This is a genomic window from Nitrosomonas sp. Nm58 (assembly GCF_900107335.1).
Classification (GTDB): domain Bacteria; phylum Pseudomonadota; class Gammaproteobacteria; order Burkholderiales; family Nitrosomonadaceae; genus Nitrosomonas.
Map to the genome: position 1 here is coordinate 42,051 of NZ_FNPQ01000008.1, position 25,338 is coordinate 67,388.

The 25,338-nt window shown below is 48.9% G+C and carries 18 protein-coding genes; 16 read left to right on the forward strand and 2 right to left on the reverse strand.

Translation table 11 applies throughout. The features are described from left to right. The first annotated feature begins 58 nt into the window (after positions 1 to 58). Positions 59 to 6,001 (forward strand): SNF2-related protein, encoded by a 5,943-nt coding sequence (locus BLW34_RS05045; protein WP_090576457.1) that lies wholly within the window; start codon positions 59 to 61, stop codon positions 5,999 to 6,001. Further along, the gene (locus BLW34_RS05050) at positions 5,994 to 6,320 is read left to right on the forward strand and encodes a hypothetical protein (RefSeq protein WP_090576459.1); all 327 of its coding nucleotides are present in this window, start codon (positions 5,994 to 5,996) and stop codon (positions 6,318 to 6,320) included. The genes BLW34_RS05045 and BLW34_RS05050 overlap by 8 nt, the downstream gene beginning before the upstream one ends. Before the next feature lie 578 nt (positions 6,321 to 6,898). Here the strand turns inward: BLW34_RS05050 and BLW34_RS05055 are convergent. Beyond that, positions 6,899 to 8,257, reverse strand: a complete 1,359-nt coding sequence (locus BLW34_RS05055; RefSeq protein ID WP_177165962.1) for a lipase family protein — start codon at positions 8,255 to 8,257, stop codon at positions 6,899 to 6,901. 303 nt (positions 8,258 to 8,560) lie between these two features. Here BLW34_RS05055 and BLW34_RS05060 point away from each other — a divergent pair, with 303 nt between their 5' ends. From BLW34_RS05060 to BLW34_RS16060, 10 genes are all read left to right on the forward strand, one after another. Further along, positions 8,561 to 13,834, forward strand: coding sequence for a helicase-related protein (locus BLW34_RS05060; protein ID WP_090576465.1), 5,274 nt, complete (start codon positions 8,561 to 8,563; stop codon positions 13,832 to 13,834). 76 nt (positions 13,835 to 13,910) lie between these two features. After that, positions 13,911 to 14,159, forward strand: a complete 249-nt coding sequence (locus tag BLW34_RS05065) for a hypothetical protein (protein ID WP_090540962.1) — start codon at positions 13,911 to 13,913, stop codon at positions 14,157 to 14,159. 146 nt (positions 14,160 to 14,305) lie between these two features. Continuing rightward, positions 14,306 to 15,226 carry a hypothetical protein gene (locus tag BLW34_RS05070; protein ID WP_090576468.1) on the forward strand — a complete coding sequence of 307 codons (921 nt, stop codon included), beginning with the start codon at positions 14,306 to 14,308 and terminating at the stop codon, positions 15,224 to 15,226. Between the two features lie 23 nt (positions 15,227 to 15,249). Beyond that, on the forward strand, positions 15,250 to 15,888 hold the full coding sequence (locus BLW34_RS05075) for a hypothetical protein (protein ID WP_090576471.1): 639 nt from the start codon (positions 15,250 to 15,252) through the stop codon (positions 15,886 to 15,888). Positions 15,889 to 15,933: 45 nt separating this feature from the next. After that, entirely contained in the window at positions 15,934 to 17,394 is a 1,461-nt protein-coding gene (locus BLW34_RS05080) for a hypothetical protein (protein WP_090576475.1), read from the forward strand. A gap of 70 nt (positions 17,395 to 17,464) precedes the next feature. Beyond that, on the forward strand, positions 17,465 to 17,788 hold the full coding sequence (locus BLW34_RS05085) for a hypothetical protein (RefSeq protein WP_090576478.1): 324 nt from the start codon (positions 17,465 to 17,467) through the stop codon (positions 17,786 to 17,788). After that, on the forward strand, positions 17,781 to 17,996 hold the full coding sequence (locus tag BLW34_RS05090; RefSeq protein WP_090576481.1) for a hypothetical protein: 216 nt from the start codon (positions 17,781 to 17,783) through the stop codon (positions 17,994 to 17,996). The genes BLW34_RS05085 and BLW34_RS05090 overlap by 8 nt, the downstream gene beginning before the upstream one ends. A 269-nt stretch (positions 17,997 to 18,265) precedes the next feature. Continuing rightward, complete coding sequence (locus tag BLW34_RS05100) at positions 18,266 to 19,048, forward strand: hypothetical protein (RefSeq protein WP_090576486.1); 783 nt, start codon at positions 18,266 to 18,268, stop codon at positions 19,046 to 19,048. A 2-nt stretch (positions 19,049 to 19,050) separates the two neighbouring features. Further along, positions 19,051 to 19,680 (forward strand): hypothetical protein, encoded by a 630-nt coding sequence (locus BLW34_RS05105; RefSeq protein ID WP_090576489.1) that lies wholly within the window; start codon positions 19,051 to 19,053, stop codon positions 19,678 to 19,680. 402 nt (positions 19,681 to 20,082) lie between these two features. Beyond that, positions 20,083 to 20,445: a hypothetical protein gene (locus BLW34_RS16060; RefSeq protein ID WP_090576491.1), complete on the forward strand. Its 363-nt coding sequence runs from the start codon at positions 20,083 to 20,085 to the stop codon at positions 20,443 to 20,445. Between the two features lie 641 nt (positions 20,446 to 21,086). Here the strand turns inward: BLW34_RS16060 and BLW34_RS05115 are convergent. Further along, the gene (locus BLW34_RS05115; RefSeq protein WP_090576493.1) at positions 21,087 to 21,863 is read right to left on the reverse strand and encodes a hypothetical protein; all 777 of its coding nucleotides are present in this window, start codon (positions 21,861 to 21,863) and stop codon (positions 21,087 to 21,089) included. 196 nt (positions 21,864 to 22,059) lie between these two features. Between BLW34_RS05115 and BLW34_RS05120 the strand changes: the two genes are divergently transcribed. Genes BLW34_RS05120 through BLW34_RS05135 form a run of 4 tightly spaced genes read left to right on the forward strand, consistent with a single transcriptional unit; the run spans position 22,060 to position 25,274 of the window. Continuing rightward, positions 22,060 to 22,893 carry a hypothetical protein gene (locus BLW34_RS05120; protein ID WP_090576496.1) on the forward strand — a complete coding sequence of 278 codons (834 nt, stop codon included), beginning with the start codon at positions 22,060 to 22,062 and terminating at the stop codon, positions 22,891 to 22,893. Positions 22,894 to 22,899: 6 nt separating this feature from the next. Beyond that, complete coding sequence (locus BLW34_RS05125; RefSeq protein ID WP_090576499.1) at positions 22,900 to 23,112, forward strand: hypothetical protein; 213 nt, start codon at positions 22,900 to 22,902, stop codon at positions 23,110 to 23,112. A 10-nt stretch (positions 23,113 to 23,122) separates the two neighbouring features. Beyond that, a complete protein-coding gene (locus tag BLW34_RS05130; protein WP_090576501.1) occupies positions 23,123 to 24,835 on the forward strand; it encodes a hypothetical protein in 1,713 nt (570 codons plus the stop codon). A gap of 16 nt (positions 24,836 to 24,851) precedes the next feature. Further along, positions 24,852 to 25,274, forward strand: a complete 423-nt coding sequence (locus tag BLW34_RS05135; RefSeq protein WP_090576504.1) for a hypothetical protein — start codon at positions 24,852 to 24,854, stop codon at positions 25,272 to 25,274. The last annotated feature ends 64 nt before the right edge of the window (positions 25,275 to 25,338 follow it).

The window sequence follows — 25,338 nt, forward strand, 5'->3', positions numbered from 1 at the left end:
AAAAAAGCATCGTGACACGACAATAGGCTCAATAACCTTTTGTCGAAGTCGCGAGCCTATGTTGATTCTTTTCCTGAAAGCAGAACAGCAATCACTGCTGTTTGACGCTCCTGTATTAGTGCAGGGGTCAGTCCGTAAAGACGGAAGTGTAGTAAAACCGCACGTGCGGATTCAAAAAAAGAAACTGCCTGATTCTGGCGGTACACAGGGGAATTTATTTGGTGATAATTCCACTGAACAATCGAAAAAACCCTCAAAGTTAGACGCATTCATTGCCAAGCAAGGCGGAATGCAGTCTCTTGCGTCCAAGCTATCAATGCTGACTGAAGGTCAGCAGCAGACCATCTTTGAAAAGATGGCGGCGCTGGATGGAAAGAACGTCAAAGAAGTAGCTGCGATGTTTGACGGCTTTTCTGTCAGTGAGATCGAACAGAAGCAGCCGGATTTGTTCACATTGCAACATGAAGCGGTAAAGGAAGCAAACAAAGAAGAGTTTGCGGAAGAGGACAAAGCTCCACAGATTATCAATCATCTTGACCCACTTGAATTTGGCGTTAAAGCCGGTATCACCAAGTCAGAACGGCGCAAACTCAATGCACAGGCCGTAGCTATCGTCACAGACAAAACTTCATCGGATATCACTGAAGACGACCGTGCGATCCTGCGTCAGTATTCCGGCAATGGTGGCTGTGGTGATTCGCTCAATGAATTCTATACCGATCCGGCAGTTGCGCTTGCCATGTGGAAAGTCGCGGAAAAGCTGGGTATTACTCACGGTACAGCCTTGGAGCCTTCATGTGGATCGGGCGTATTCCTGCACACTGCGCCTGCTGGATTCAAGGTTACTGGCGTTGAATTGGAAAGCATCTCTGCCAAGATGGCCGAAGCATTACATGGTGAACGGCATGAAATCGTGAATGCTTCGCTGGAGCGATTTGCTACTCAGGATACGCGACGATTTGATATCGTAATCGGCAATCCCCCCTATGGGCCGCGCGGCATGCTTGCCAGGGATGACAAGAAAGAGCTGTCCAAAGCGGAAGAGTATTTCATTGATACCAGTCTGGACAAGACCCGTGCAGATGGACTATGCATGCTGGTAGTGCCAAGCGGCATTATGGGTAGCAAGAATGGCCGCAAATTCAGGGAGCGCATGCTGAGAAAAGCGGAGTTCCTGGGCGCTCAGCGATTGCCTAACAGTGCATTCGAGGCAAGTCATACCGATGTGACGACCGACATTATTTACCTTCGCAAAAGGCCGGATGATATAGCAGGCGCATTATGCGTTGTGGATAAGAAAGCTCTGCAAGCGCTTGGTGTGTGGGATGATGAATTTCTGGCAGGAAAATACTTCGAAGGACGAGGGAAAGCCAGCGTGTTTGGCGAGGTGGGCACTGCCAAGCGTGCGTTCGGTGAAATTTATACCGTAAATGGGACAATGCGCGGCGTGCCATTTTTGATCGAGGAATTCAATCCTCATTCACAAACGGTTACGCCGTCGATTAATGACATTCTGTCGGTATTACCGGATCAAGCGGCCAAGGATAAAGCGCTCAATGCAGCTGAAAAGCAACCATATCAGAATGGCGCCAAGGTAGGTGATATCAAGGTTGAGGATGGCGTGACCTATGTGCTGCAGGGTAATCCACCACGTTGGCATCGGGTGGATGATGCGATGCAATCCGAAGCTGTTACCCAAGCGCAAGCATTGGCATCTGAAATTGATCGTCTTATGGACGGCGAGGTGGCAGACCGGGCTGCGCTCGAGCAATCCCTCCGTGACTGGGTGGCGCGGCACGGCATACCGGCCAAGCATCCAGAGCTGTTAATCGCAGCAGCCCAGGATAAAACGCTTTATCGGTTAATCGGTGCGGTAGGCAAGGACGGCAGATTGTCCGATGCGGTGATGGGCAGAGCCGCGCGCAGAATAGAGGGTGGATTCGATGCAGTAGCACAATCATTGGCGTTGACGCATGAGTCTGGTGATTTCTCGGTTGCTGAATTAGCCGAAGCGCTAGACAGAGATCAGGACGATATCCTGGATCAGCTGACTGCGGATCATCGTTATGCATATGTCGATGGCGATAGATGGTCTACTATGGATACTTACCTGACAGGTCATCTATGGTCTAAACTTGATCAAGTCAAGAGCCAGCTTGCCAGCAATGAATTAGTCATGGTTATGCGTTCAAAGCTGGAAAATCAGCAAAAGAGACTTGAAGAAACCATCGATCCAAAATCACTGGAAGATGTGGAAATTCAGTTAAACAGCGCATTCATTCCCCTAAGCATTCTGGAAGCATGGATTGACGATAAGGCTGACAGATTACGCGAGTCCAACCCCGGTTCAGGCTGGTATCAAAACCTTAAGCAAGCTTCCATCACTTTTGAGAATGGCATTTACACCATAGGCAAAGGTACGGCGATCAATGAATCCTTGCTCGATAAATACTTGAATCGAACGGGCGTCAGAAAGGACGATTTGCCGACAATTGATGAATGGAACGAAGCATTCAAAAATTGGCTATGCGCATCAGAGTATCGAGACGCAGTAGAGGATTTATATAACCGTAAATTCCGTGGCTTCGTGCATCGAGAATTCACCGATGAACCGATTGATGTGCCTGGATTGGCCAATCAAGACCAACTAAAACGTTACCAATGGCCGGGGCTGAAATGGGCGTTATCGGTCGGTAAAGGGATTATTGCGGATGATGTTGGATTAGGGAAGACCGTAAAGGGCCTGTTGCTCGCACGATTGGCCAAGCTTACCGGCAAGGCGCATAAGCCGATGATCATGGTTCCTAAGTCAGTATTAGCTAACTGGTACGTGGAGTCTCAAAAATGGTTCCCCGGTTCCAAGGTGCTTACCATAGGCGGTGATTTCTCCTATAACGACAAAGGTGAATTAGTCGGGCGTGACGATAATAAGAACGAGCGTGAACGCAAATATCATGATCTGACGCAAAACGATTATGATTTCGTAATCATATCTGAGCCGGTCTTTCAGGAAATAGACCTTGATCCGGTGACGAAGAAAGAAATGTATGACACTGATTTCTGGGTGCAGCGTGGTGATTCGCTTGGCAATGCAGGGGATAAGCGCGTCAAGAAAATTCGAGAAGCCTACGAGCAGTCTATTGCAAAACGTGAATTCGAAGACAGAACGGGCGTGATCTACTTTAATGATCTTGGTGTGGACATGATCATTGCAGATGAAGCGCATCACACAAAAAACCTCTATGCCGCAAAATCGCGTTTTGGCGACAATCCCAAGTTCCTGGGTGGACAAGGACTATCAAACCGTGCGTTGGATTTCAATCTGAAAGCACGTTGGTTATTGGGACAAAACGGCGGTAAAGGCGTATATGGATTGACGGCCACACCGACCAAAAATAGCCCCCTGGAAATCTATTCGATGTTGTCGCATATCGCACCAGAAGCGTTTGAAAGCATCGGTATCCGTAACAGCGAGGAATTTCTTGATCGATTCTGCAAGTTCGAGCGTGATAACGTGCTGGGAACCAACGGCGAGATTGATGAAGCGCTGGTGGTGGCGGGTTTCAAAAACATGGAAGAACTGCGCACGCTCATGAGCCAATATGTCAGGAGGACAACCGCAGAGGATGTCGGATTGATATTGCCGAAACGCGACGACCGCATGCATCTGATCGACATGACGCCTGAACAACAGGCGGTTTATGTGGAATTGCGCGACATGGCTGCCGAAGCTGCTAAAAAGGATGCTACCGGTGATGCGCATATCTTCAGTGTCATGGACAAAATGAACAAAGCGGCGCTTGACCTGGAAATATACGATCCGGTTACCTATCAAGGTACCAGCAGTCCAAAATACGAGGCATTGTCCAAGCACGTGGCGGAGGGCGTCAAGGATGGCGGGCAGGTGATTTTTGCCGATTACGTGGATGCGCACGACAAGATTGTGAAAGCGCTCGTAAAGGCAGGCATACCCAAAAACCAGATTGGCATTATCAATGCACAGGTGGCATCCAGCGCGGTGAAACGGCAAAACATCGCCGATCAGTTCAATGCAGGCAAATTGAAGGTGGTAATCGGCAATACTGCAACCATGGGTGAGGGAATCAATTTGCAGAAAGGCACTACTGATATTCATCACATGGATCTGCCGTGGGAACCGGCCAGCATTCAACAGCGCAACGGTCGCGGATTGCGGCAAGGCAATATTAAAGAAGCGGTGAGGATACACACCTATCTGTCGAAAGGATCATTCGATGGTTATCGTTATCAGTCAATCGGCGCAAAAAAAGACTGGCAAGACCTGTTGTGGAAAGGCGGGGATACTATTGAAAATCTGTCCCGGGAGGGCAACATCAGCCGTGATGAAATGCTGATCATGCTGTCCGCCGATCCGGACGCGGCGCGCGCTAGATTCGATTCTGACAAGAAAGCGGCTCTAGAGCGGCATGAAGCAGGAGAGCGCGCAAAAGCTTCTGAAGAATTCGTGCGCTTCCAGTCACTGAGAGCAAGCTACCAGTCGCTCAAGGACAAGAACACCACAAGCGCGGCTTTGTTGCAATCCAAGCTGGAGAAAGCTAAAACCGCTCTGAGAGGCAATCGCTTCTTTACGGGTAAGTCATTGATCGATTCCGCTACCGATGCGCTCATGGAGCCCAAGACCGGCCTGGTATTGCATGCCAATGTGGCGTTTCATGCAGTAGATGAAAAAGGTGAGAACGAGGGTAAATTTGTGGTGACCGGCGTCAATCTGAAGGAAAAAACGGTGACGGTGAGACCGTATGCGGATATCAATGGTCGCAAGAAGGCTGTCAAATTGTCAGATCTGAATCATGGTATTAAGCCTTTTGCATTCAATGAGGATAGCGAAGCTAAAGAGCTGGCTGCGAAGATGGAATCCGATGCAGCGAATAAAGCCAACAATATTACGGATTACAAACAGTTATCGGAGTTGCCATCAAGGGTTCTGCGTGAATCGCATGACGCCATACAGCAACAGCTTAAGGAAGGGGCAAGATCATACAAGATTTCGTTCCACGCTGGTAAAGTGCCGATGGTTCATCGTGAGAGTGGAGGGATTGATTTGGTTAATAACTACTCAATCCGTGACAAGCTGGATAGTCATGATTTCCTGCTGCCGACCGATGACGCCAGGAAGAAACTGGCAGACGCCTGGCTGGATGAAGAGCGCAATGTCAGGTTTGGAACTACTTTTGTTAAAACAGGGAGAAGAGGTTCATCATCCTCTCAGACGCATGCTGTCAGGGAGTATCAGAATGCGGATTACAGCAGCAAACAACATAACCCTTGGTCTGAGCATGTAGCATCCGCGAATGGCGAGAAACATTCGTATTACGAGGATGAATATGGCGCCAGTACGCCATCCATCAAGGCATTACGCGAGAGGCTGAAAAAAGAACAGATTGATCGCGCTAAGAAAGCCACTACATTAACGGATACAATCAATATCCTTGCGCCATTGGGCGCAGTGCAAGACAAGGTGAAGGGATATGGCGCAAAAGTTAAGCTGCCCAGAAAAGCATTAGCGATCCTGTGGGCCAAGGCGAGGCATTTGGGCGTGCTGGGCGAGAAATTGGACGATCATCTGCCAGGGGAAGAAAAGAATTACGGGAAGTATGAAAAACATTCCAGTTATTTCCATGGATCAAGAAAAGATAAAACGGTGCATGCTGCATTGATTGGCATGGCGAAAGATGCCGGATATGACGACCTCGCTGCGGCAATGATTGAGTCTGGTCTGCGTCACCATAAGAAATCTGATCACAAAGAGGTGTTGAGCGAGTTGCACCAAGACTACGGTCACAGCGATCAAGTGCTTAAAATGATGCTTAAATTAGCGGAAGCATCGGGCATTGCTGACATGAAAGCGGTTAATGCGGAAACAGGCATTCAGAATGCTGGCATACTGCGGCCTAGACAATGGGGTGGCGATGAGCATAAAACGATACGAGAAATAATACAGGAGCGTATGAAGAATGGTTGATCCTAAGACCTTTGCGGAATCAACTCTACAATTATTGCAGCAAGACCCGAGGCGATACCATAATTTCGGGGTGTACTGGTATTTCGTCAAGGCGCTCATGAAGCGGTATTACACCAAAGATAATCTGCATCTCCTTGGCGAGTATATGGATGCTGACACCATGGCGAGAATGCCTGAGCACGCTACTTTGCAGGAAGCAATAGAAGCGGCTATCGAGGAATACCGGCATAATGCCAGCTTCAACCTTGGTCGCTCGACCGTCGAGGATTTAACAGGTGGCGGTGTGCTTGACCTGCATGATGAGGATGCTGGCGTCTAACTTTCGATAGCGAGAGATCCCTCGTCGTGTGAGCGTTCTGTCGTGACCGTACCATAGCGCGTATGAGCCAGATTGTATTCATCAAAGCTTTCAGCAGCGAATGGAAGGAGGAGGATCATTCCCGTGATGGTAACGGAAAATTTGCTGAAAAATCATCCGCCAGTACCGGGTCGAGCCTGCTCCACAACCGTGGGTAAATAGCGTTATCCATGAACTCTACAGGGAAACTCTGTTTTTGGCTGTCTGATTTTTCTGGAAGCTGAGGCGCATGGTTTCTACATTTGCATCAATTCCATTTTTTACAGCAATTTCACGAGCTTCCTGCTGAAGCAGGACTGCCATTAATGGGATGCGTTAGATGATCTGGCCAAGCTCTTGATCACCGGCTCAACAGAAGTAAGCGAGGCATTGACGCATATCGGCATCGCCACTCGCTACCTGAATCGCTGGATGGGAAGGAGCCGCTAACTCATCATTAGCTGGTAATAGGGAAGGAGTGAAATTTCGCTCTTTCCCTTCAGCTCATCAAGGACAAAGACGCTTGATTTGTCGCGGCTATACGATTGATTGAGTTTTTATCAAAGTGAAACTTTTGCTCTTTCCATAGCCTTCTCATCAAGGGAAAACAGATTTACGCGTATCGCGCGACTGAGCGCAGCCTGATGCAATTGCTCTTCAGTTTGGCCAGATGGATTATTCGCTGTCTTCACGTTTTGATATTCAATACTGAAATCCAGGATATTGAGTAAGGAGTTTTGATTCGTCGAAGAACCGGAATATGCAATCGTGTGCTGAAACCCGAGCTGGGCAAGGAATCTGGCAAAATTCGTGAAGTATGTGGAATAAGTGCTCAGTGCCGATGGCAATACCCAGGAGATGTGTTTTAGCTTGCTTGTGACCATATCATCGGTAGTAGTGTCGAATGTGCCTGCCAGCGATTTCCAAGGTTGCACCTGGGTATAGGTATTCTGGGGGATACCGAATAACCCCTTGGCATTCAGCGCATTGAGAGCCGCTCCAACGGCGATTGATCCTGTGATGGTTTCCGAGGGACTTGCAGAAGTAGGTTGAGCGATATTTTTTTCATAGATGAACGGTATTTGTTCAAGAGTAGAGCTCTGCCATGCATGAGGGACGACATCCAGGGTATTGTATTCACTCGTGTAGGTGAGGCTTGCGTTATTACCTTGCGGAATCGATCCGATGACGTACTCGTAGTAGGAAGCGAAATTGGTTTCTCCCGGGGTAGGGCCCGCCGTAGCCCATACGTCGATTTCTGTTACCTTGCCATTTGAGTTCCAATTCTGAAGATTTTGCATGTAGAGAGCCAGCACAGGAGAGAGCGCTCCGCCCAAGCTATGTCCTGCTACGGCAACGTTAGCTCCTGACGGGATGTTGACCGTGGTGCTCGCTAATTGACTCTGAAGGACTGTGAGCATGGTGTTGCTGTTCGCATCCACCATACTGAGCAAGGCCGAGAGACCGTCCGCCGCGCCTTGGGAGATGGCTGCATCAGCATACTGACTTGGTAAAGTCAATTCATTGCCGAGTATGCTTTGCCACGTTACGTTGGTGTGTACGCCGAAATCTTCCGTTAACCACCCATACACCGAATCGATGTTGGTGCCAGCTATCGCCACGACGAATTGATTTTGAGAAGGACTGTAGAAAAGTACCATTGTGTTATCTGCGATGGCTGGGACAGCTAATGGATTGTGTGACCAGATAACTGGTCCCCAAATGACTTGCCAGTCGTTACCGATAAATCCTTGAATTGTTGTATCGTTAAGCGACGCCGTGATGACCTTTGCTACAAATCCCTGAAGATCGGTGATTGTATTGAAGGAGGTTACTCCGAATGCTGCATTGGAGAGCAGGGAAAGACTATGGATTTGCTGCTCTATGGAATATGTTCCGGGTTGCGCTGTCTGTTCCATTTTTTGTATCCTTTTCTGGAAGGGAGTGGTGTGTAGGAGAAACAAAAGCCCTTTTACGTAAATAGCGCTTATCGCAATACAATCCGAATTTACTGGATAGGCCGTCAGACAGGGCATGAAAACAATATAGGGGAGGCAAAACAGGAGCAATAAATGAAAAAGAACCGTTTTCCCCCTGTTATTTAAGTGTTCTGATATGCCAAAAGCATGGTAAGCCAATTATTGTCGAATTGATCATGGCTAACGCAATTTTTGATTGCTCTTGTCTGGAAACACATATGTCGTGACCTCAAAATAGAGGCCATGAGGCCAATCTTATTTATCAAATCAGCTCCCCTCAAATGGAATGAATCCGATCACTCGCGCAATGAAAAGGGTGAGTTTGCGCATAAACCATCCATGCATGTTGAGTCAAGCGCCGGAATCGAATCATTTGAACAGGCAAGAGCGTGGTGGCGTAAAAATCTCGGTGGAAAGGTGGCCGACCTGACGGTTCATCTTTCGCGTTCCGGCGACGGATGGAAAAAAACAATAAAGATCAAGGTTGATTTCCCGTCCAATGAAACCCACGCTTTTACTGAAAAATCAGATCCTGGCGTAAACCCAGATTGTTACGATAATCCAAAAAAACGTTTGCATCCGAGATCATTTATTCGTGAACGCGCGATATTAATGGATCGCATTGCTAGGACAATCGAGTTTCCACAAACGAAAGCCATTCATTATGGCGCTGACCTGTTATTCGAGCGCGTTTATGGAGGCAAGCACCTTGTGGTTGCTTTGACGTGGAGTCAAGCACGCGGTTTATATGTGTTTGATTCCGCGTATGCGATGTCGGCAGACAAAGTAAAGAAAATCTTGAGCAGTCAAGACCGCACAAAAAACAACGGCCCACTTCAAAAAAGTGAGCCATTTGGATCGGCGCCTTCGGTCTTTCGGGACTCTACTGAATCCGGGAGTTACCCCACCGGCAGTAAACCTGTGGTATCAGAACCCATCGGCTTCCGTCGCTGCTGCACAGATACTATAGTTGACTTTCTAACGACGGTCAACGCCGATTTGGTGAAGTCGATTCCGGCGGGTGCGCGCTGGATCACGGTTCACCCTAATGGCAAGGACGCAAAAGGCCAGCCATTGCTTGTTCAGGAGGAATCAGACGGTTCGATGCGCGTCATTGGTGGCGCTGGCGGCAAGCTTAATTACCTGAAATTGCGCCATGTCCGCTCTGAGTCCGATTACAAGAAAGAGGCTGGTGAGCGCAGAAAGGCGCAAGCTGAGAAAAGAAAAGAACAGCGAAAAAAGGATAAAGAGCTTGGTATAAGCGAATCCAAGGGCCGAGCGCGAGAAGCTATTGTTGCTCAACGCAGGGGCGCGGAAAGAGAGTACATCCAGTCTGTCTCTCAAGCAATGGGCTGGGAGCAATCATCAATCGAATTCCCGGAGCATAAATACGGCCATTTGTCGGATGCCGCCGTCAACAAGCTACGCGGCAAGCACCATAGAAACTTACTGGAAAAAGCCAAGCAAGCAGTCGAGCTGCAGCGTCAAAAGTTGCTGTCGAGTGAAGAGGCGAGATTGTCTGCCGGGATAGGCGAAGTGCCTCTTGATACGCAGGATGATGATAGTCTGTCGGTTGATGATCTTAAACCCATCCCAAGTCAGAATGGAGGTCTTGGATATAGCTCTGATTATAAAGGTCGCGCTGAACGTGCCGGGCTGACTGAGGAAGACTTGAAAGCTGAGTCAAGCGCCATCCGCTCAGAAAAGCTTGCGCAAATGACTGACGCGCAACGGCAGGCGGCAATCAGGCTAGGTGAAACATCCAGGCTGCTGAAGCAGGAACTGGAAAATATCCGGGAGCCGGTTGTATCGAACGCGGTGAGTGTAATGGAAGATGCCAAAGCTGCGGTCGAATTACTCAAGGCAGAAAAGAAGCTGAAGGCCATTAACCAGCAAGCAAAAATGAAGCTGGCTGAAGTGGATGAGGCCAGTGCAAAGGTAGAGCCAAAGGCGTTTGTGCTTGAGTATGCGGCTGACCCTGATATAGAAAAGAAAATCGCGGAAGATATCGAAAACGATCTGCGCACTGCGCAAACACGCACATTTTTGACGGAATTTCAGCGGTTAGCCGGTGATAAGCCGGAGGAAACCGTTGGAAAATATATGGGTATCGGTGCTTATAACAGCATTAATTCCCTGGCGCTTGCTGTGGGTGGTGATGCTTTGGTAGATCGCTCAGTGGTAGATGTGCTGGGTATAGCCGGTGCAGCGCAGGTGCTGGCGAGGCGAGTCCATGCCGATCTGAAGGAGGATGTAGATCGGATTGCTGAGGGCATGCAGGAGTTTCACCTTCACCACTACATGACAACCAGCGATCAGGCACTTAATCAAGCACGTGAATTGATGGATGTGGCGCGTGAAATTGAGATAGGTGAGGGTGCAACAGGGGCTGATCTTAATACCGCACAAGAGCTCAATGCCAAGCGCCGGGCTGCGGTGACTGATGCGCAAAAGATCATCGGGCAAGCATTAGGAGAAATGGAGGCCAATGCTGCTCTGGTGATGGCGCTGAAGCAAGGCGCAAAAGATTTGGTGCAGGTACCATTAGGCAATCTATCTGTCGAAAGTGCAATTGTGCGCGCTAGGGCAATCGGATTGCAGCGTGGGGATTATCAAATTGACGATTCTGCAGGGCAAACCTTCCTGACCGTCAATGCAAGCGGTATGGATAGATTAGCCAAGCCGGTTAATCGCGAAGATGTAGAGCAGATTAAACATAATCTCTCGATCATGCGTGGCGATCACGATGAAGATGATTGGCTGCCGTTGGGTGTTGCCAACAGACCAGATTTGGCGATAAATGTTAATCCGGGCATTGCGCCAAGGTTAGCTGACCCATTTCAACCAAGCGAAGACCCGGAACAATCACTGCGAGATTATATCGGTGGACGCACGGCTGATGGCGATACGCCTGCCGATATCCTGGCTGACATTCAATCGCTGGATTTCTTCCGGAAAGCAGGTAGTGATGAAGCGTACAGAGCTGCGCTAGATGCTGTTGCACCATTAAAGGATCAAGATGGAAAAATACAACGAGCTGAATCACTCTCTGACCATTTCGAGCAATATGCAGACCAATTTGTACAATCCAGATACGGTGGATCAAGATCCCCGATCAACCGTCAAAAGTTTGAAATTAACCAAAAATCAGTTGATGCACTCCATCGCGCATTGTCAGAGGCACCGGAGGGTGTGGCGGCATATAAGCAGATAGGCGAGTTGACCCATACTGATCAAAGGACGCTTAGAGAGTATTTCTATCGTCATGTGGCGAAGGAAACCCCGGAATCCAGCATGTTGCGTCAAGACCTGGAGCAATTGGACAAAAACGAGCCGGAAAAAGAGTTTGTCGATATGTTTGGCGACACGGCTACTAACCCGGAATGGTCGGCTTGGCGCAATCAGCGTGATGAGCTTGCGGCGAAGGTTAATGCTGCATCTCTAACCTGGGATAAGTATATTGACACGATGCGTGGGCATGAAAAAGCCTACGAGTCCATTCAGGACATGATTCGTTCGCGCGTGTCCAAAAAGTTTGTTGATGAGCACAATAAACTGAATCCCGATAATCCTTTGAAGATAGGCCGGTCTGTTATCCGTAATAACCTGAATCATCTGGATGCAACAGACCAGGAAACGCGGGAAGCAAGAATGGCAGAACAAAGGCAGTTGATAGACAGTCTGCGTGAGCGCTCTCAAGGCAGATATGCTGCAGGTTCTGTCTCTGACAAACTGGATGCGGTGAGAGAACGTCAGGAAGCGTTTGAACAGTCGCAAATGGATTTCTTTTCTACTGAGGAAATGCCTGCTGAGGAAGCCATTAAAGAATTAAGAAGCGATGAGCGGCATACAGTAGGGCATGAAGCAGAGCGGCAGATTGCCGGGATGATGGGTATTGTCGGCAAAAACTTTAAGCCGGGGCAACCCGTAAAACTCTGGAATCCATCGATGAGCGGGGGCGATAATTACGCGCGTCAGCGGGCTATCAAGCTGATTCAGGCAAACAAGCGCATCGGCTTGCACCTAGGCGCGGGATCCGGAAAAACGCTTGTCGGTCTCGGCGGATTTACCCATCTTCATCAGCAAGGGCTTGTAAAAAGAGGGATTGCGGTAGTTCCAAGCATAGTCCAAGGGCAGTTTTCGGGAGAGGCCATCAGGTATCTTGAGCCGAACAAGTTTAACTGGCACATCGAGCCTGGCGCAAACCGTGCGGAGCGAATCGCGGCATATAAAAATCCTGATAATCATCTTTGTGTTGTAACTCATCAATCGCTTCGTGACGATCTGTTATATCTGGGTTCGCAACGCGCGGGTATTCCGCCAAAAGAAATGTCTGAGCGTGTATCAGTGATGACTCACGCAGAACGCAAAGAGTGGGCGCGTGATCTGATGGAGAAAGAAGGAATCGATTTTCAGTACATGATGATCGATGAAGGTCATAACCTTCTCGACCGTCAAGGGAAGGAAGATTCCGCCATGTCCAACGTGATCGGCTCTTTTTCTGCAAATACTCCTTACTATGTGAGCATGACCGCCGACCCGGTTCGCAATGACGCGTCGGAAATATTCTCCGCGTTGCAGAAGGTCGCACCGGAAAGATATACCGACAGAGCGGAGTTCATGCGCCGCTACGGAACAGATACATTGGCATCAAAGGATGCATTGCGTCGAGAAATGGCAAGATACTTCTATCCTCACAAGATAGAACCAAAAGTCAATATCAAAAGCGATGTGGTGAACGTGCCGCTCAGTGAAGGCCAGAAACACGCTCTGTCTTCATTGGATAAGGATTTGGCGTCTATGCGCATTGCCAGAATGCAAGGCAAGGTGGATATTGAAGCTGCAAAACGGGTGAATCCCGCTATGTTCGATGGCGTTCCCGAAGATCGGCATGAATCGATTGCGAAGTCGTTGCAAAACGCAATTGGGATTGTCCGTGAGTCCGCTACGCAACGAATAATCAATGCTCACCCAGAATCTGCGAAACTGGACGAAGTGGCGAAACAGGTCAAAGCGAGAAGCGGGAAACCAGGAATTATTTTTTCACACAGCCTGGAAGCCGTTGAATCCATCAAGTCGCGGCTGGAAAAGGAAGGGATGCGCGTCGTTACGATATCAGGAGCAGATTCGTCTGCTGAGAAGGATCGTAAGCGCAAGATGTTCAGCCCCGATGGGGGTGAAGAACCGAAAGCCGATATTCTTGTGGCGTCAGATGCTGCAAGCACGGGGCTAAACGCGCAGCGCGGTCAGTACCTGATTCAGTACGACGTGGTGAATACTGCGATGACGCACGCTCAACGCAGAGCGCGTATACACCGGATTGGGCAGAAAAATGATATTGAATTGATTGATTTGGTTGGAGACCATCCTTCTGAGCGCAGAGCAAGAGACCGATTGGCAAAAAAGTATCAGTTGAGGGATTTGACTACGAGCCCGCTGGAAGGACTTGATGATACCGGCCTGGCTTATTTCCTGCGCCAGCGAGAACTAACACAAAATCAAGGAGGGTTGTTTTGAGAGCAATTATTTCTGCCATGCTGCTTGTCAGTTGCGGGGTTTCCCCGGCGTCTGACAGTTTTCTGGAGACACGCTGTTGATTGATGATCTCAAGGATCGCTCAAGGAGACAGCTAGGCGAGTTGGCCGTCATGCAGCATCGCATCAATGAAAGCGAGAAGCTGATACTCAAGCGGGCTGAAACGAGGCTGGATGAAGTCAATGCGCGCATTCAGCAAATACGGTCTTCATCATTGGACCAGTCGCAGGAATATATGAATTTAATCAAAGAGCGTGGTCTACTGCACATGATCATCGCGCAAGCAAAAGCATCTATTCGGATTTAGTTTCACTTGGAATTCTCCAAGTGAGAGAGAACGATTTCTCACTGGCGATTTCGCCAGTGAGCTTTGGTAGCGCACTTTGACCGCCTTCTGGCGGTTTTTTTGTGATCAATCCCTTATCTATCAAGTCGTGATGCAAACATTGCTGCATGAACGACGCGGAGATACTTGCAGCGACACCAGATTACATAAGCATCGGGAGCATGCTCAAGGCAACTCCTGCGATGGAGTCTGGGCAGCGTCTGATTTATCTGGAAGCTAGCAACGAGGCGCTTGACCAGCAGAATGAAGTGGTTCTGCAGAAAGCGCTCAAGGATAGCGCGGACTGGTTTCTGCGCTACGGAAATCTGGATATCGACCATTTCAGTTTGATCGGCAAGCCCAATCCGGCCAAAGGGTATGCAGGCATACCGGATTATCAGAACTACGAGATTGGTAGACCGCTTGATGTCCGCTTTGATGGTGCCAAGACATTTGTTAAAGGCGAGATTTATTCTGGTCAAGGTGCTGCTGCTGAACAGGCCAATCAATTCTGGGAAAGCTTGACTGAAATACAGCCTCCAGCCAGATGGTATCCATCCGTAGGTGGAAGCATCATGGAAAAAGCTGTTGAGCTGGATGCCAATACACAAGCGCGCAAAACTGTTATCAGAAAAGTGCGCTGGTCTAATATCGGTTTTAGCAAAACGCCAGTCAATCCAGCGGTTCCCACAGTGGCCACCGTTCCCATAGGTGTGCTCGTCAAGAGCTGGGGGGCATCCGGTCTTGATATCGCCAAGGCATTGGAAGCAGGTTACGGCACGGATTCCGCTCAATTGTCGGGCGGCGCGGCATTGCGCAAGCAATCCCTGCATGGCAATCCCATTGGATATTTTGAATTACGCAATCGCTTATCGGAGGCTTTGCATAAAGGCAGTCTCGGTAAGAACCCAGGCATACGTGACCTGATTGCGCATTGCACGCAGAAGTTCGGGTTGTCTCGGGACGAGGCCGCCGAATGTGTTGAGCGCTTCATGCGCGATTTAAAACGTGGGTTGAAAAATCGCCAGGCAATCAGGTCGGGCGGGTAATAAACGGAGATATGGAGAAAATTATGAGCTTTGAAAAACTGTTAGACGAACTCGAAACCATGAGCAAGGCCATGCCATCCGACGACACTGGCGAGGATGATAAAAAGATCCAAGCTGCGGCGGCTGAAGGTGGTGAAGGCGATGTGAGTGATGAGAATGAAAATGTCGATGGAAATGAAGAAGAAAGCGACGACGATCCAAGTGACGATGAAGTGGAAGTTGGAGATGAAAACATGACCAAATCATTTCAATTCACCCTTGATAGCGGAGAAATCATTGAAGCGCAAGACGGAACCAAGCTGGTTAAGTCGTTGATGAATCGTATCGAGAAGAATGAAGGAACGTTGACTAAAGCGCTTGGCACTGCGGTCACGCTCATCAAATCACAGGGAGACATGATTAAGTCTCTACAGGAAAAGATCGGCCAATTGTCCGGTCAGGGGCGCGGACGCAAGGCGGTTGTTAGCGTCGTGGAGAAGCAGCCTACTGCTCTGGTCAAGTCTGCTCAGGAAGAAGGCATGTCTTCAAATGAATTCATGACAAAGGCGTTGAGTGCGCAAGCTTCCGGAAAAATAACCGGCAATGACGTGGCTCGCGCGGAAGCGTATCTGAACAAGGGCATGCCGATTCCGTCGGACATCGTTAGCAGAGTAATCAGCTAAGTTCCCGTATCGTTATCATTAGTCACTAAGTTAAGGAAAATTATAATGAATCCACAAGTAATCCAATCTTTGACCGGCAATGCATCAGGTACTGGTCAGATGTCGTTGGGGGATGTTCAAGATTTGCAGAAGGCGCTTGAAGCGGGTTACGGTACTGATGTTGCGCAGCTGACTGGTGGCGGTGCGCTGCGTATTCAGTCGCTCGAAAAAACCATGCTGTCCACTATCCAGGAGAATAAGCATTTTGCTTTATTCAACGAGCTGCAAAAAACCAATGCAACGGCTACGGTAGATGAATGGACTGAGCAATCAGGCGTTGGCGGTAGATTAGGCGGATCGACTAATACTGAGACGGGCAATATCCGTGCGGCGCAAGGTCAGTACAATCGTCGTACTGGCATGGTCAAGTACCTGATGACTCGCAGGGAAGTATCGTTCGTACAAACGTTGCAAAATGCGATTGCGGATGCCGAGGCAGTTGAAGCTCAGAATGGCGCATTGCAGTTGCTGACGGATGCCGAATACCTGTGCTTTGAGGGCGATTCCACGGTTGTTCCTACCGAGTATGACGGATTGCGCGCATTGCTGTTGGATGGTGTTGATGCTGGCCAGGTGTCTGCGGATAACATCTTGGACGCAGAGGGTCAGTCCCTGGCATCTATTGATCTGATCAGCAAAGGCGCTGCGCAAATCGCCGGATATGGCAACTTTGGCACGCCAACACATCTTTTCATGAGCCAGCTTACTCAATCCGATTTTGATATTGGACTTGATCCGGCATGGCGCGTACCGTTAAACGATGTGCCTGGAGGCGGTATCAGCCTGGGCTCTCCCGTGGTCGGTATTCGCACCAGTTGGGGTAACATCAAAACAGTTAATGACGTATTCATCCGCGATGAGCGCCAACAAATGCCGCATGAAGCATCCAATGCCGCTGACGCTTCCGCAATGAATGCGATCAAACCGGCTTCTGTCGCAGGAGTCGCCACAAGTGATGCTAGCTCAAAGTTTGGCGCTGCGCATGATGGCAATTATTACTACTTTGTTACCGGCGTTAATGCTGCAGGTGAATCAACCGGCAAGGCATCTGCTCAGGTCGCTGTTGCGGTTGGCGATAAAGTCACGCTGACTATTACCGCGTCAGTTGGCGGAGAGGAGACCGGATATGTGATCTACCGCAGTCGCCTGAATGGAACAGCCAACGCAAATGATGTGCGTCAGATGGCGCGAGTAGCAAAATCAGGTGCTACCACAACCTACGTCGATCTGAACCGTGAAATCCCCGGATCGACCAATGCCTATATTCTCAATATGGCTCCAGGCGCGATGGCAATCACCTGGAGACAGTTACTTCCTATGCTGAAATTCCCGCTCTATCCTACTGTTAGCGCAGTAGTTCCTTGGGCGCAGTTGTTGTTCGGCTATCTTCGTATCGGGAAACGCCGTCATCATGTTCTGATCAAGAATATCGTGAGCAACGGCGCGCTGTGGAAGCCATTCGCATAAAGCTTTAACCAGATAGCGCGGCAGGAGGCTTTATGGCTTCCTGTTGTGCTGCTGTATAGGAGACAGAGAAATGGTTAAACGATTACTTTGCACCTTGCCTAATGCGTCAAACGATATTAACGGGATCGAATTCGAGCCTTATGAGTTAGGCGGTATGGTGTCGGTCAAGCAAGCGGATGATCTGGGTGAGGTAGTAATCCGTAAATTTCTTAAGATCGGCGGATATAAGCTGATTGATGTAGATGCTAAATCAACTGGCAATGAGTCTGTTAATCAGCCTATTGTAGAAGATGGCGGTGTCAAGGGGGCAGGGCTTTCATTAAGTCAATCCGGCCTGGCTGGCAAGCACAAGAAGATAATCCGGTCAAAAGATAAGGAAAATACAAATGAATGAATCTCAAGAGAAAAGAATTCTGAACAATGTGTCACCAGGAACTAAAAAAGTTGGTTTGGGTGAACGCCTGATTGCGCTTGAAAAGACGGTTGCCGTATTGCCAAGACAGGCTGTTGCTGTTGATGATGCTGCGGGAGCAAATCCAACAAAAGCTGAATTCGATGCATTGCTGGACGCGCTCAGAGCATCGGGCGTTATAGCTGAATAGCCATGAGATCATTGGATAGAGACACAGGGGCCTCGGAATCTCAGCGCGGAACCGATGGTGCGCAGCACGTATATCCGGTGGCGCGTGTCCTGTCATCGCAATCTGTTGCGGCTGGCGCGTCGTCAGCGCAGTCTGCCGCTATTAGTGAGCGGACGGTGCGGCTGTGTTCCACGGGCCGTATTCTCTGGTCATTGACGACGGCGATTTTTACCAATTCATCCAGACGCAAGGTCTTCAGTTGATTTTGTGATTTGTCGTAGGAGGTTAAATTGAGTTCTCTATTTCCAGATTTAACTGCGACAACAGCATTATTGAGGCAAGATCAATTAATGCTGGCTTCAAAATATGCTTTGCCCAATTCATCCAGCCTGTCGGATGACTACCTGAATTCAAAGTTGATAGCTGCTGAAGCTGATGCATCTAGGCAATTGAGAATCTATTTTGAACCAACAGTCATGATTCCTGACGATGTGCTTCAAGATGAGATTGATGCATTGGAGGCAGCCAACACGAAATATGCTCAGGAAGCAGCGTATGACTACGATTCACATTTTTTCACGGGAGAACGATGGGGATATATTGTCACGAAAGAGAAACCGATCATCTCAGTGCAATCTATCAAGTTTGCCTATCCTGCTCCAACCAATCAGGTGTTTGAAATTCCGCAATCGTGGATCAGGCTGGATAAAAAGTTTGGTCATATCCGGCTGGTTCCTGCTGCTCAATCCTTCTCTGCGCCATTGTCCGCGTTCATCATGCAGGCATTAGGTGGTGGCAGAACGGTGCCCTTCATGATTCATGTGCGCTACACAGCAGGGTTGAGTAACCCTAACCAGGATTACCCGGATTTAGTTGATTTGGTCAAGAAAATGGCTATCTTGAGGATAATGCAGGATGCTTTCCTGCCGCAATCAGGATCGATCTCTTCAGATGGTCTCAGTCAGTCTATGAGCGTAGATTTGCAGAAATGGCATGATGGGATCGAGGATAAGCTGGATGCGCTAAGAGATGCTATTCACGGCCCACGCATTGCATTTCTGGGGCATGTTTAATCATGGAGTTCAGCGTTGACTGGTTCAATGATCACTTGGCTGGGATGGGGCAAGATTTCTTGTGGCGCAAAGCATCCATGTGTCCGTGCGTCAATCCGCATAGTGGCGCAGCCAAGCCCAATTGCCCGATATGCGGCGGGAAGGGTAGAAGCTGGACTAATCCGGTTTCTGTTAAGGCTGGCATGGCAAGTGAGCGTGTTCTGCGTCAATGGGCGCAGTTTGGAAGGTATGAGGCAGGCGATGCAGTATTGAGCGTACCTGAAAGCTCATTACTCTATGAAGCAGGGCAATTTGACCGAGTGACCATGCTGAATGCGACCGACCAATTCTCTTTAGTGTTAGTGCGTGGACAAAACGACAGAATAAGCTTCCCTGTGCAGAATATCGACCAGATATATTGGATCGTCTCAGGCAATACCATTGTTGAAGGTGGCATTCCTTCGGTAGCGAGCAATGGGCAGTTATCCTGGACTTCTGGTGCGCCTCCTGCCGGCACTCATTACAGCATATCTGGTACCAGGTACTCAGAATATTTTGCCTGGGATGAGGTGCCCGGTGACAGAAATCATCACTATGGCTCAAGACTTCCCAGAAAGCTGGTAGTGAGGCGATTTGATTTGTTTGGGCGGTAATTGTGAATCCTATTATATTGACTAAGGATGCCTGTTTTGCCCAAGTGTGCGGTAAAAAAGCATACCTCAATGTCTAAAGCGGGTTTAAGCCTAAGTTTGTCACGCATTTGGCCCAACCGAGGTTTATTCATCAGATTTTTGTGGATCTAACGATGTTTGTTATGATGAAAACTAAATTGACGCATTCCCATAAAACATGGGTAGATAACATGCGGTTTGCTGTGTTATTCCATTTCCAAATCAAAAGTTAATTATTAATGTGTCAAGTAATTGAAGTTGCAACAATAAAAAATTAAATAAATACACTTTAGATTTAAAAATGGAATTAAATTTCATTTTTGACGTCATACCCAGAAGGAGCGGTGTCTTGACGCAGGTGTATCAATAGATAGGAGGATTGCAATGAGTGAGGACAACTCCAAAAAGGATGCGGTGAAGAATGAGAACGGTTCTGGTAAGGACACCATTAAGAAGGTCGGCGCCGAGAAAGGCGCAGCTGTAGGCGGAGCGGTCGCCGGGGCCGTTACTGGGGCTGCTGCAAGTGCAGTGGCTGCCGCTGCCGCGGGTACAACCACTTCGCTCACAGTGGGAGCTGGATTCGCGCCGTTTGTTTCAGCTCTTGGGGCGGCAAAATTGGCTTCCTTGCCTGGCATTGTTTTATTTCTTGCGAACCCCGTTGGGGGGGCGATCGCCACAGGAGCGCTCGCTGTTGGCGGGGCCGTTGTTGGTTACAAGATCGCGAAGGCCATTGCGAAGAAGCTCTAACATTGCAGGGTGCGCGTCACGCTGGTGATCTAGCGGCCACGAGTTGTGGCCTAACTTCCGCTTCAACGCGTACCCACGGCAAGCGGCGCTTCGCTTACTTGTTGCGGGTCGGTTAAGCGGAGCGTTATAAAGTTTCCGTATATCTTCCATACTCTTGGCATTAATGACAACAAAATTGCTACCTTTATTAGGTTTATCCACTGTATATCATCACAAATGGATCGATATACAGTTCTGGAGATCATGACAGCGCTAACTGTCTCATATTATTTAGCCAAATTAACGGAAATTTATTGAAAGAAATTGACTGGCTGGTTTTGGTCGAGGCTGTGTAAAAACGCTAGAACTGAAAAAACCAGTGGTTTGATCATGCTAAATATTGAATAAAATACTGAGCAATGTGGAGTCAATCATTGAGTATTGACTCATTTCTGACCGCTCAGTGGGACAATTCTAATATTTGTTAGGTTTGGTAATGCATTTTGACGCAGCCTCGGTCGAATTTAGTCAATCAATGCCAGATTAAATGAAAACTAATTTTTGAAGCTGTTAACTCAAGTCTGAGCTACTACATATACATATAAAGTGCCTTTGCTTTTATTTCTTAGGTAGACAAGATAAAGAAATGTCCATTAATTTTTTTACTTAGCCATTCTAATAGCTTCCTGAAAAGCTTTTTCCGCTCTTGGCTGCATGGCTTCTGCTACGGCCTTGGCAAGAAATAAACCGGGTTTGGCAGGCACTATCCAGCCATTACTTTTCTCCGACATAACGCGGAATGTCAAATAAGTGCTGCGTTTTGCTCCGCCTGCGCTGGTGTCGAAGCGACGCATGCCAGCGAATCGATTTGGAATAGAGTCTCCCGATAAACTCCCTCCCCATTTGTAAATATTCTGGTTGACCGTCAATCGTTTCCTTGACTGAATATCGTATGCGCCGGTGCCTGATAGACGTTGCGTTTGCCCAGTCACCATGGACGAGGACAGCGTTTTAGCCATATCATAGATTTCATCCGGCATAGCCTGTCCGGTAGCATTCGCGCCTGGCGTGTTGTGCTGGAAGGGGATGATCAGAAATCGGCTCCCTTTTTGCGATGTGCGCACCTTCAGGCTGGTATTGAGCATTCGCTTAAGGTCCTTGGGTTGGCGGCCTTGCTCGATCTCTTCCGCGTATTTGTAATCAGCCCACACTAAAGCTTCAAATTCATTGATCATCTGCCACTGGATCGTTGCCTTATAAGCATCCTTCTCGCCCCGCCAGAGTCGCGCTCGTTCCACCGATTCAAGCCAGTCAATCCTTGTTTGCTGTGCGACGGCTCGCACGGCCTGATTGAGTAATGGGAATATCTCTGCAGTAATAATGCTTCTGCTAGCAGCTATCACATCTGACAAATCCACACTGATTCTGAACTCGGCCATGGCTGGGACTCCTTGATGCCGAAATTTTATATTCACGACAGTAAAAAATCATTTATCCACAATTTCCGTGGATAAGGTTGTGGGTAAGTGCACTATGTTGAGTGACAGTAATGTTTATTTGGTAAGCATCAATTTAAAGCGCTTGCGTGTTAATACCTCATTCGTTTTCGTGTCGTGATGCAATGATTGCGACATCATGATCAGATTCATTCAGCCTATCGCATCCGGAAACGCAATCCGACTTCTGCTTAACCCTCCTTCTGGAGCTGCCAAGTGGCGTGTGTTGCGCAAAGAATCGGATAATTTTTCAGGAGCCAATGATCCTAACGCCTTCCTAGTTTATGAAGGAGATGAAGGCACAGTCGTAGATCATCAGCTTCTGGTAAACGATCAGCTCTATTACTACAAGGTTTACTACTGGGTTGATGGCGCTTGGCTGGAGAGTGTTACTGCGTCAGGCATGCCGCATGCTTTTTATGAAGATGCGAGCACGGATGTGCTGGGCTTGCTTCGTGACCGACTGGATTACGGCTTTCGTGTAGAAGTCGAGCGGGGAGGCATTGTGCATGACTATAACGCAGTTCCTATTTTGACTGCTCCTCCTGTATTCGAGGATACGCGCTGGCCGTGCGTGACCGTTCACCTTGAGTCTGAATCCCCTGTTGAACGCGGTCTTGGCGAGATACTGCTGCCGGATTTCTACGATGAGGATGAAGGTGTCTGGGTGGCTCACGAAGGCTGGTTGGCAAGCGTTCAACTCCAGATTGTTACCTGGTCGCTGAATCCAGATGAGCGTATCGAAATGCGCAAGGCAGTCCGGCGGATTATTCAAGCCAATCTGTCACTGTTTGATCATGAGGGCATGATCAAAATAGAAACCAACCAGCGTGATGTGGAGGACTTCACTTCATATCAGGCGCCTGTCTATCAAAGCATGTGCAGTTTCTCTTGCATCGCTCCTGCACAAATCAAAATGGATGATCCCAGCATTATTCGTCAGGTTAATTCAACCATTGTATTCACGGAGTAAAACATTATGGCAAAGGAAAAAACAACCGCCGAAACGGTTCAAGAAAAGCCAGCTGATGCAGTCACGCTGGACGAGTTCTGCACTCGTTTATCCGGTACAGATAAGCGTGTGGAGATGATTGGCGCTTTTAATCATGTCGAGAAGAAAGCGGGTCGCGTCAAAGATACCGAAGAGAGCTTTCGCTCACGGTTCGATGCTTTTATTAACCAACCAGCGTAAGAGGTAAAACATGGCTGTATTTTTTAATGGCAGATTATGGGTGTCACCCGCCACCATGTCGGTGGTGGACGATACCGCGATGGCCAACAAGAACTTAAGCGTAGGCAATGTGGTTGCGCTCATTGGTCGCGCTGGCGGCGGCGAACCGAACAAAGCTTTGCGCTTCGGCAATCCATCGCAAGCAATCAAAACGTTGCGCAATGGCGATCTGTTGACGGCTGTCTTAAAAGCGTTCGACCCATCCTCGCAAACAGGCGGTCCTGCTGAAGTGGTGGTGGTGCGCGTCAATCCTGCGCTGCAATCATCGCTCGTGCTAAAGGACGGTTCTGCCAATAATGTAATCACGCTGAAGTCAACCGACTATGGCATTCACGCGAATCAAATCAAGGTCAAGGTTGAGGCAGGCTCCGTGTCCGGCAAAAAGGTTACAACAGCTTACGGTCTTGCGTATTACACAAAAGATAACGTGGCGCGTAACGCATTCAGCATTGCTTACGGCGGTGCAGGCGCAGCTACCATCAGCGTTACCAATTCAACCGTTACCCTGAAAGTGGACGCGGCTGCTGTCGCTACTATCGCTCTTGCCGATTATCCGACCGTGCAACAACTGGTTGACCGCATTAATGTCGTTTCAGGATTCACGGCTGATGTGCTTGATGGTAATGGCAATCAGGAGGCATTAAACGGACTGGATAGCCTGACCGATCAAGGGATTAGTGCCACACCTTACACGGTGACAGCCAATCTGCAGGCAGTAGTTGACTGGATCAATTCTACTTCTGAGGGATTCGTCACGGCTACACGTGAGGCTAATGCAGGGGTGGTACCAGCCAACATCGGCTATACCTATCTGACAGGTGGTTCCGATGGCGTAGTCACCAATACTGAATGGCAGAACGCGTTCACAACACTGCAAACGGTCGATGTGCAATGGGTGGTGCCTATTTCCGGCGATTCCAGCATCCATGCCATGGCGGATACGCATGTTGCTTTCATGAGCAATGTCGGCAGGATGGAGCGTCGGGCAATTGTGGGCACGGTATCAGGCACTACGGATGCAGCGGCGATTGATGCAGCCAAAGCGATTAATTCTGACCGTACATCTTTGGTTCATCTTGGTTTCTACGATTACGATGCCGCAGGCAAGCTCGTGTTGGTGGAACCGTATATCTTGGCGGCATTGTTGGCTGGTGCCTTCTCGGGCGTTAATCCTGGCACGGCATTGACCAACAAGACCATCAAGATACGCGGCTTGGAGCGCGATCTGCGTAATCCTACCGATACCGATCAGCTCATCAATGGTGGCGTGTTGTGCGTGGAAAACACTAATAGCGGCTTCAAGGTGGTCAAATCCATCTCTACCTGGTTGGTGAATGATAACTATAACCGCGTCGAGGTATCAACGGGCGTAGCAGCTGATTTTGTGGCTCGTAACGTGCGGCAGGCGCTGGATGTGTTGCGCGGAGAGCGGGGTAACCCAATTACGCTGTCACGTGCTATCTCCATTGCCGAGTCGACCTTGCGTGAATTGGCCAGGCCGGAACCGCAGGGCGTTGGCGTTATCGTGGGTGATGCAGCTAATCCGGCCTATAAAAATATTGTAGCTTCACTGGAAGGAGACGTGTTGAGGGTCGAATTTCAGGTAAGTCCAGTGATTCCAGTGAACTACATTCCGGTGACAATCTTTGCTGTGCCGTATTCCGGTACGGCGACTGCGGCTTAACGGGAGCTATTGAAACATGAGAACAAATCTTAAAACACGTTCAGGCAACCGGATCGTGGCGATGTTTGACGGAAAACAGATTGGCGCGGTGCAGTCCGTGCGCATGAATGACGATTATTCGCCTGAGCCGATGAGCGGTATTGGTGATATTCACGTCCACGAGTACGTGCCAACTATGGCTCGTCATAACCTGCAAGTACAAACCATGGTGCTGAACAAAGGATCGATGCGGGAAGCAGGAATCACCATGGAAAACGGGGACGGCGTGCTGCAAGGTCTGGTGTTCGATATCGAGGTTTACAGCAAGGATGACGGCACGTTGCTGCGTAAGTACATCGGATGTTCCTATGCGAGCGGCGATCTGGAAATATCGAAGCACGCTATCGTCATGGCGTCAGGGCAGTTTATGGCGTTGGATGTGGTTGGCACGATAGTTTAAGTTTGGATTCTCACTTGGTAAGCCCCGGGTGAGAGTTTCCCCCGCACCTGCGGGGATAGACCCA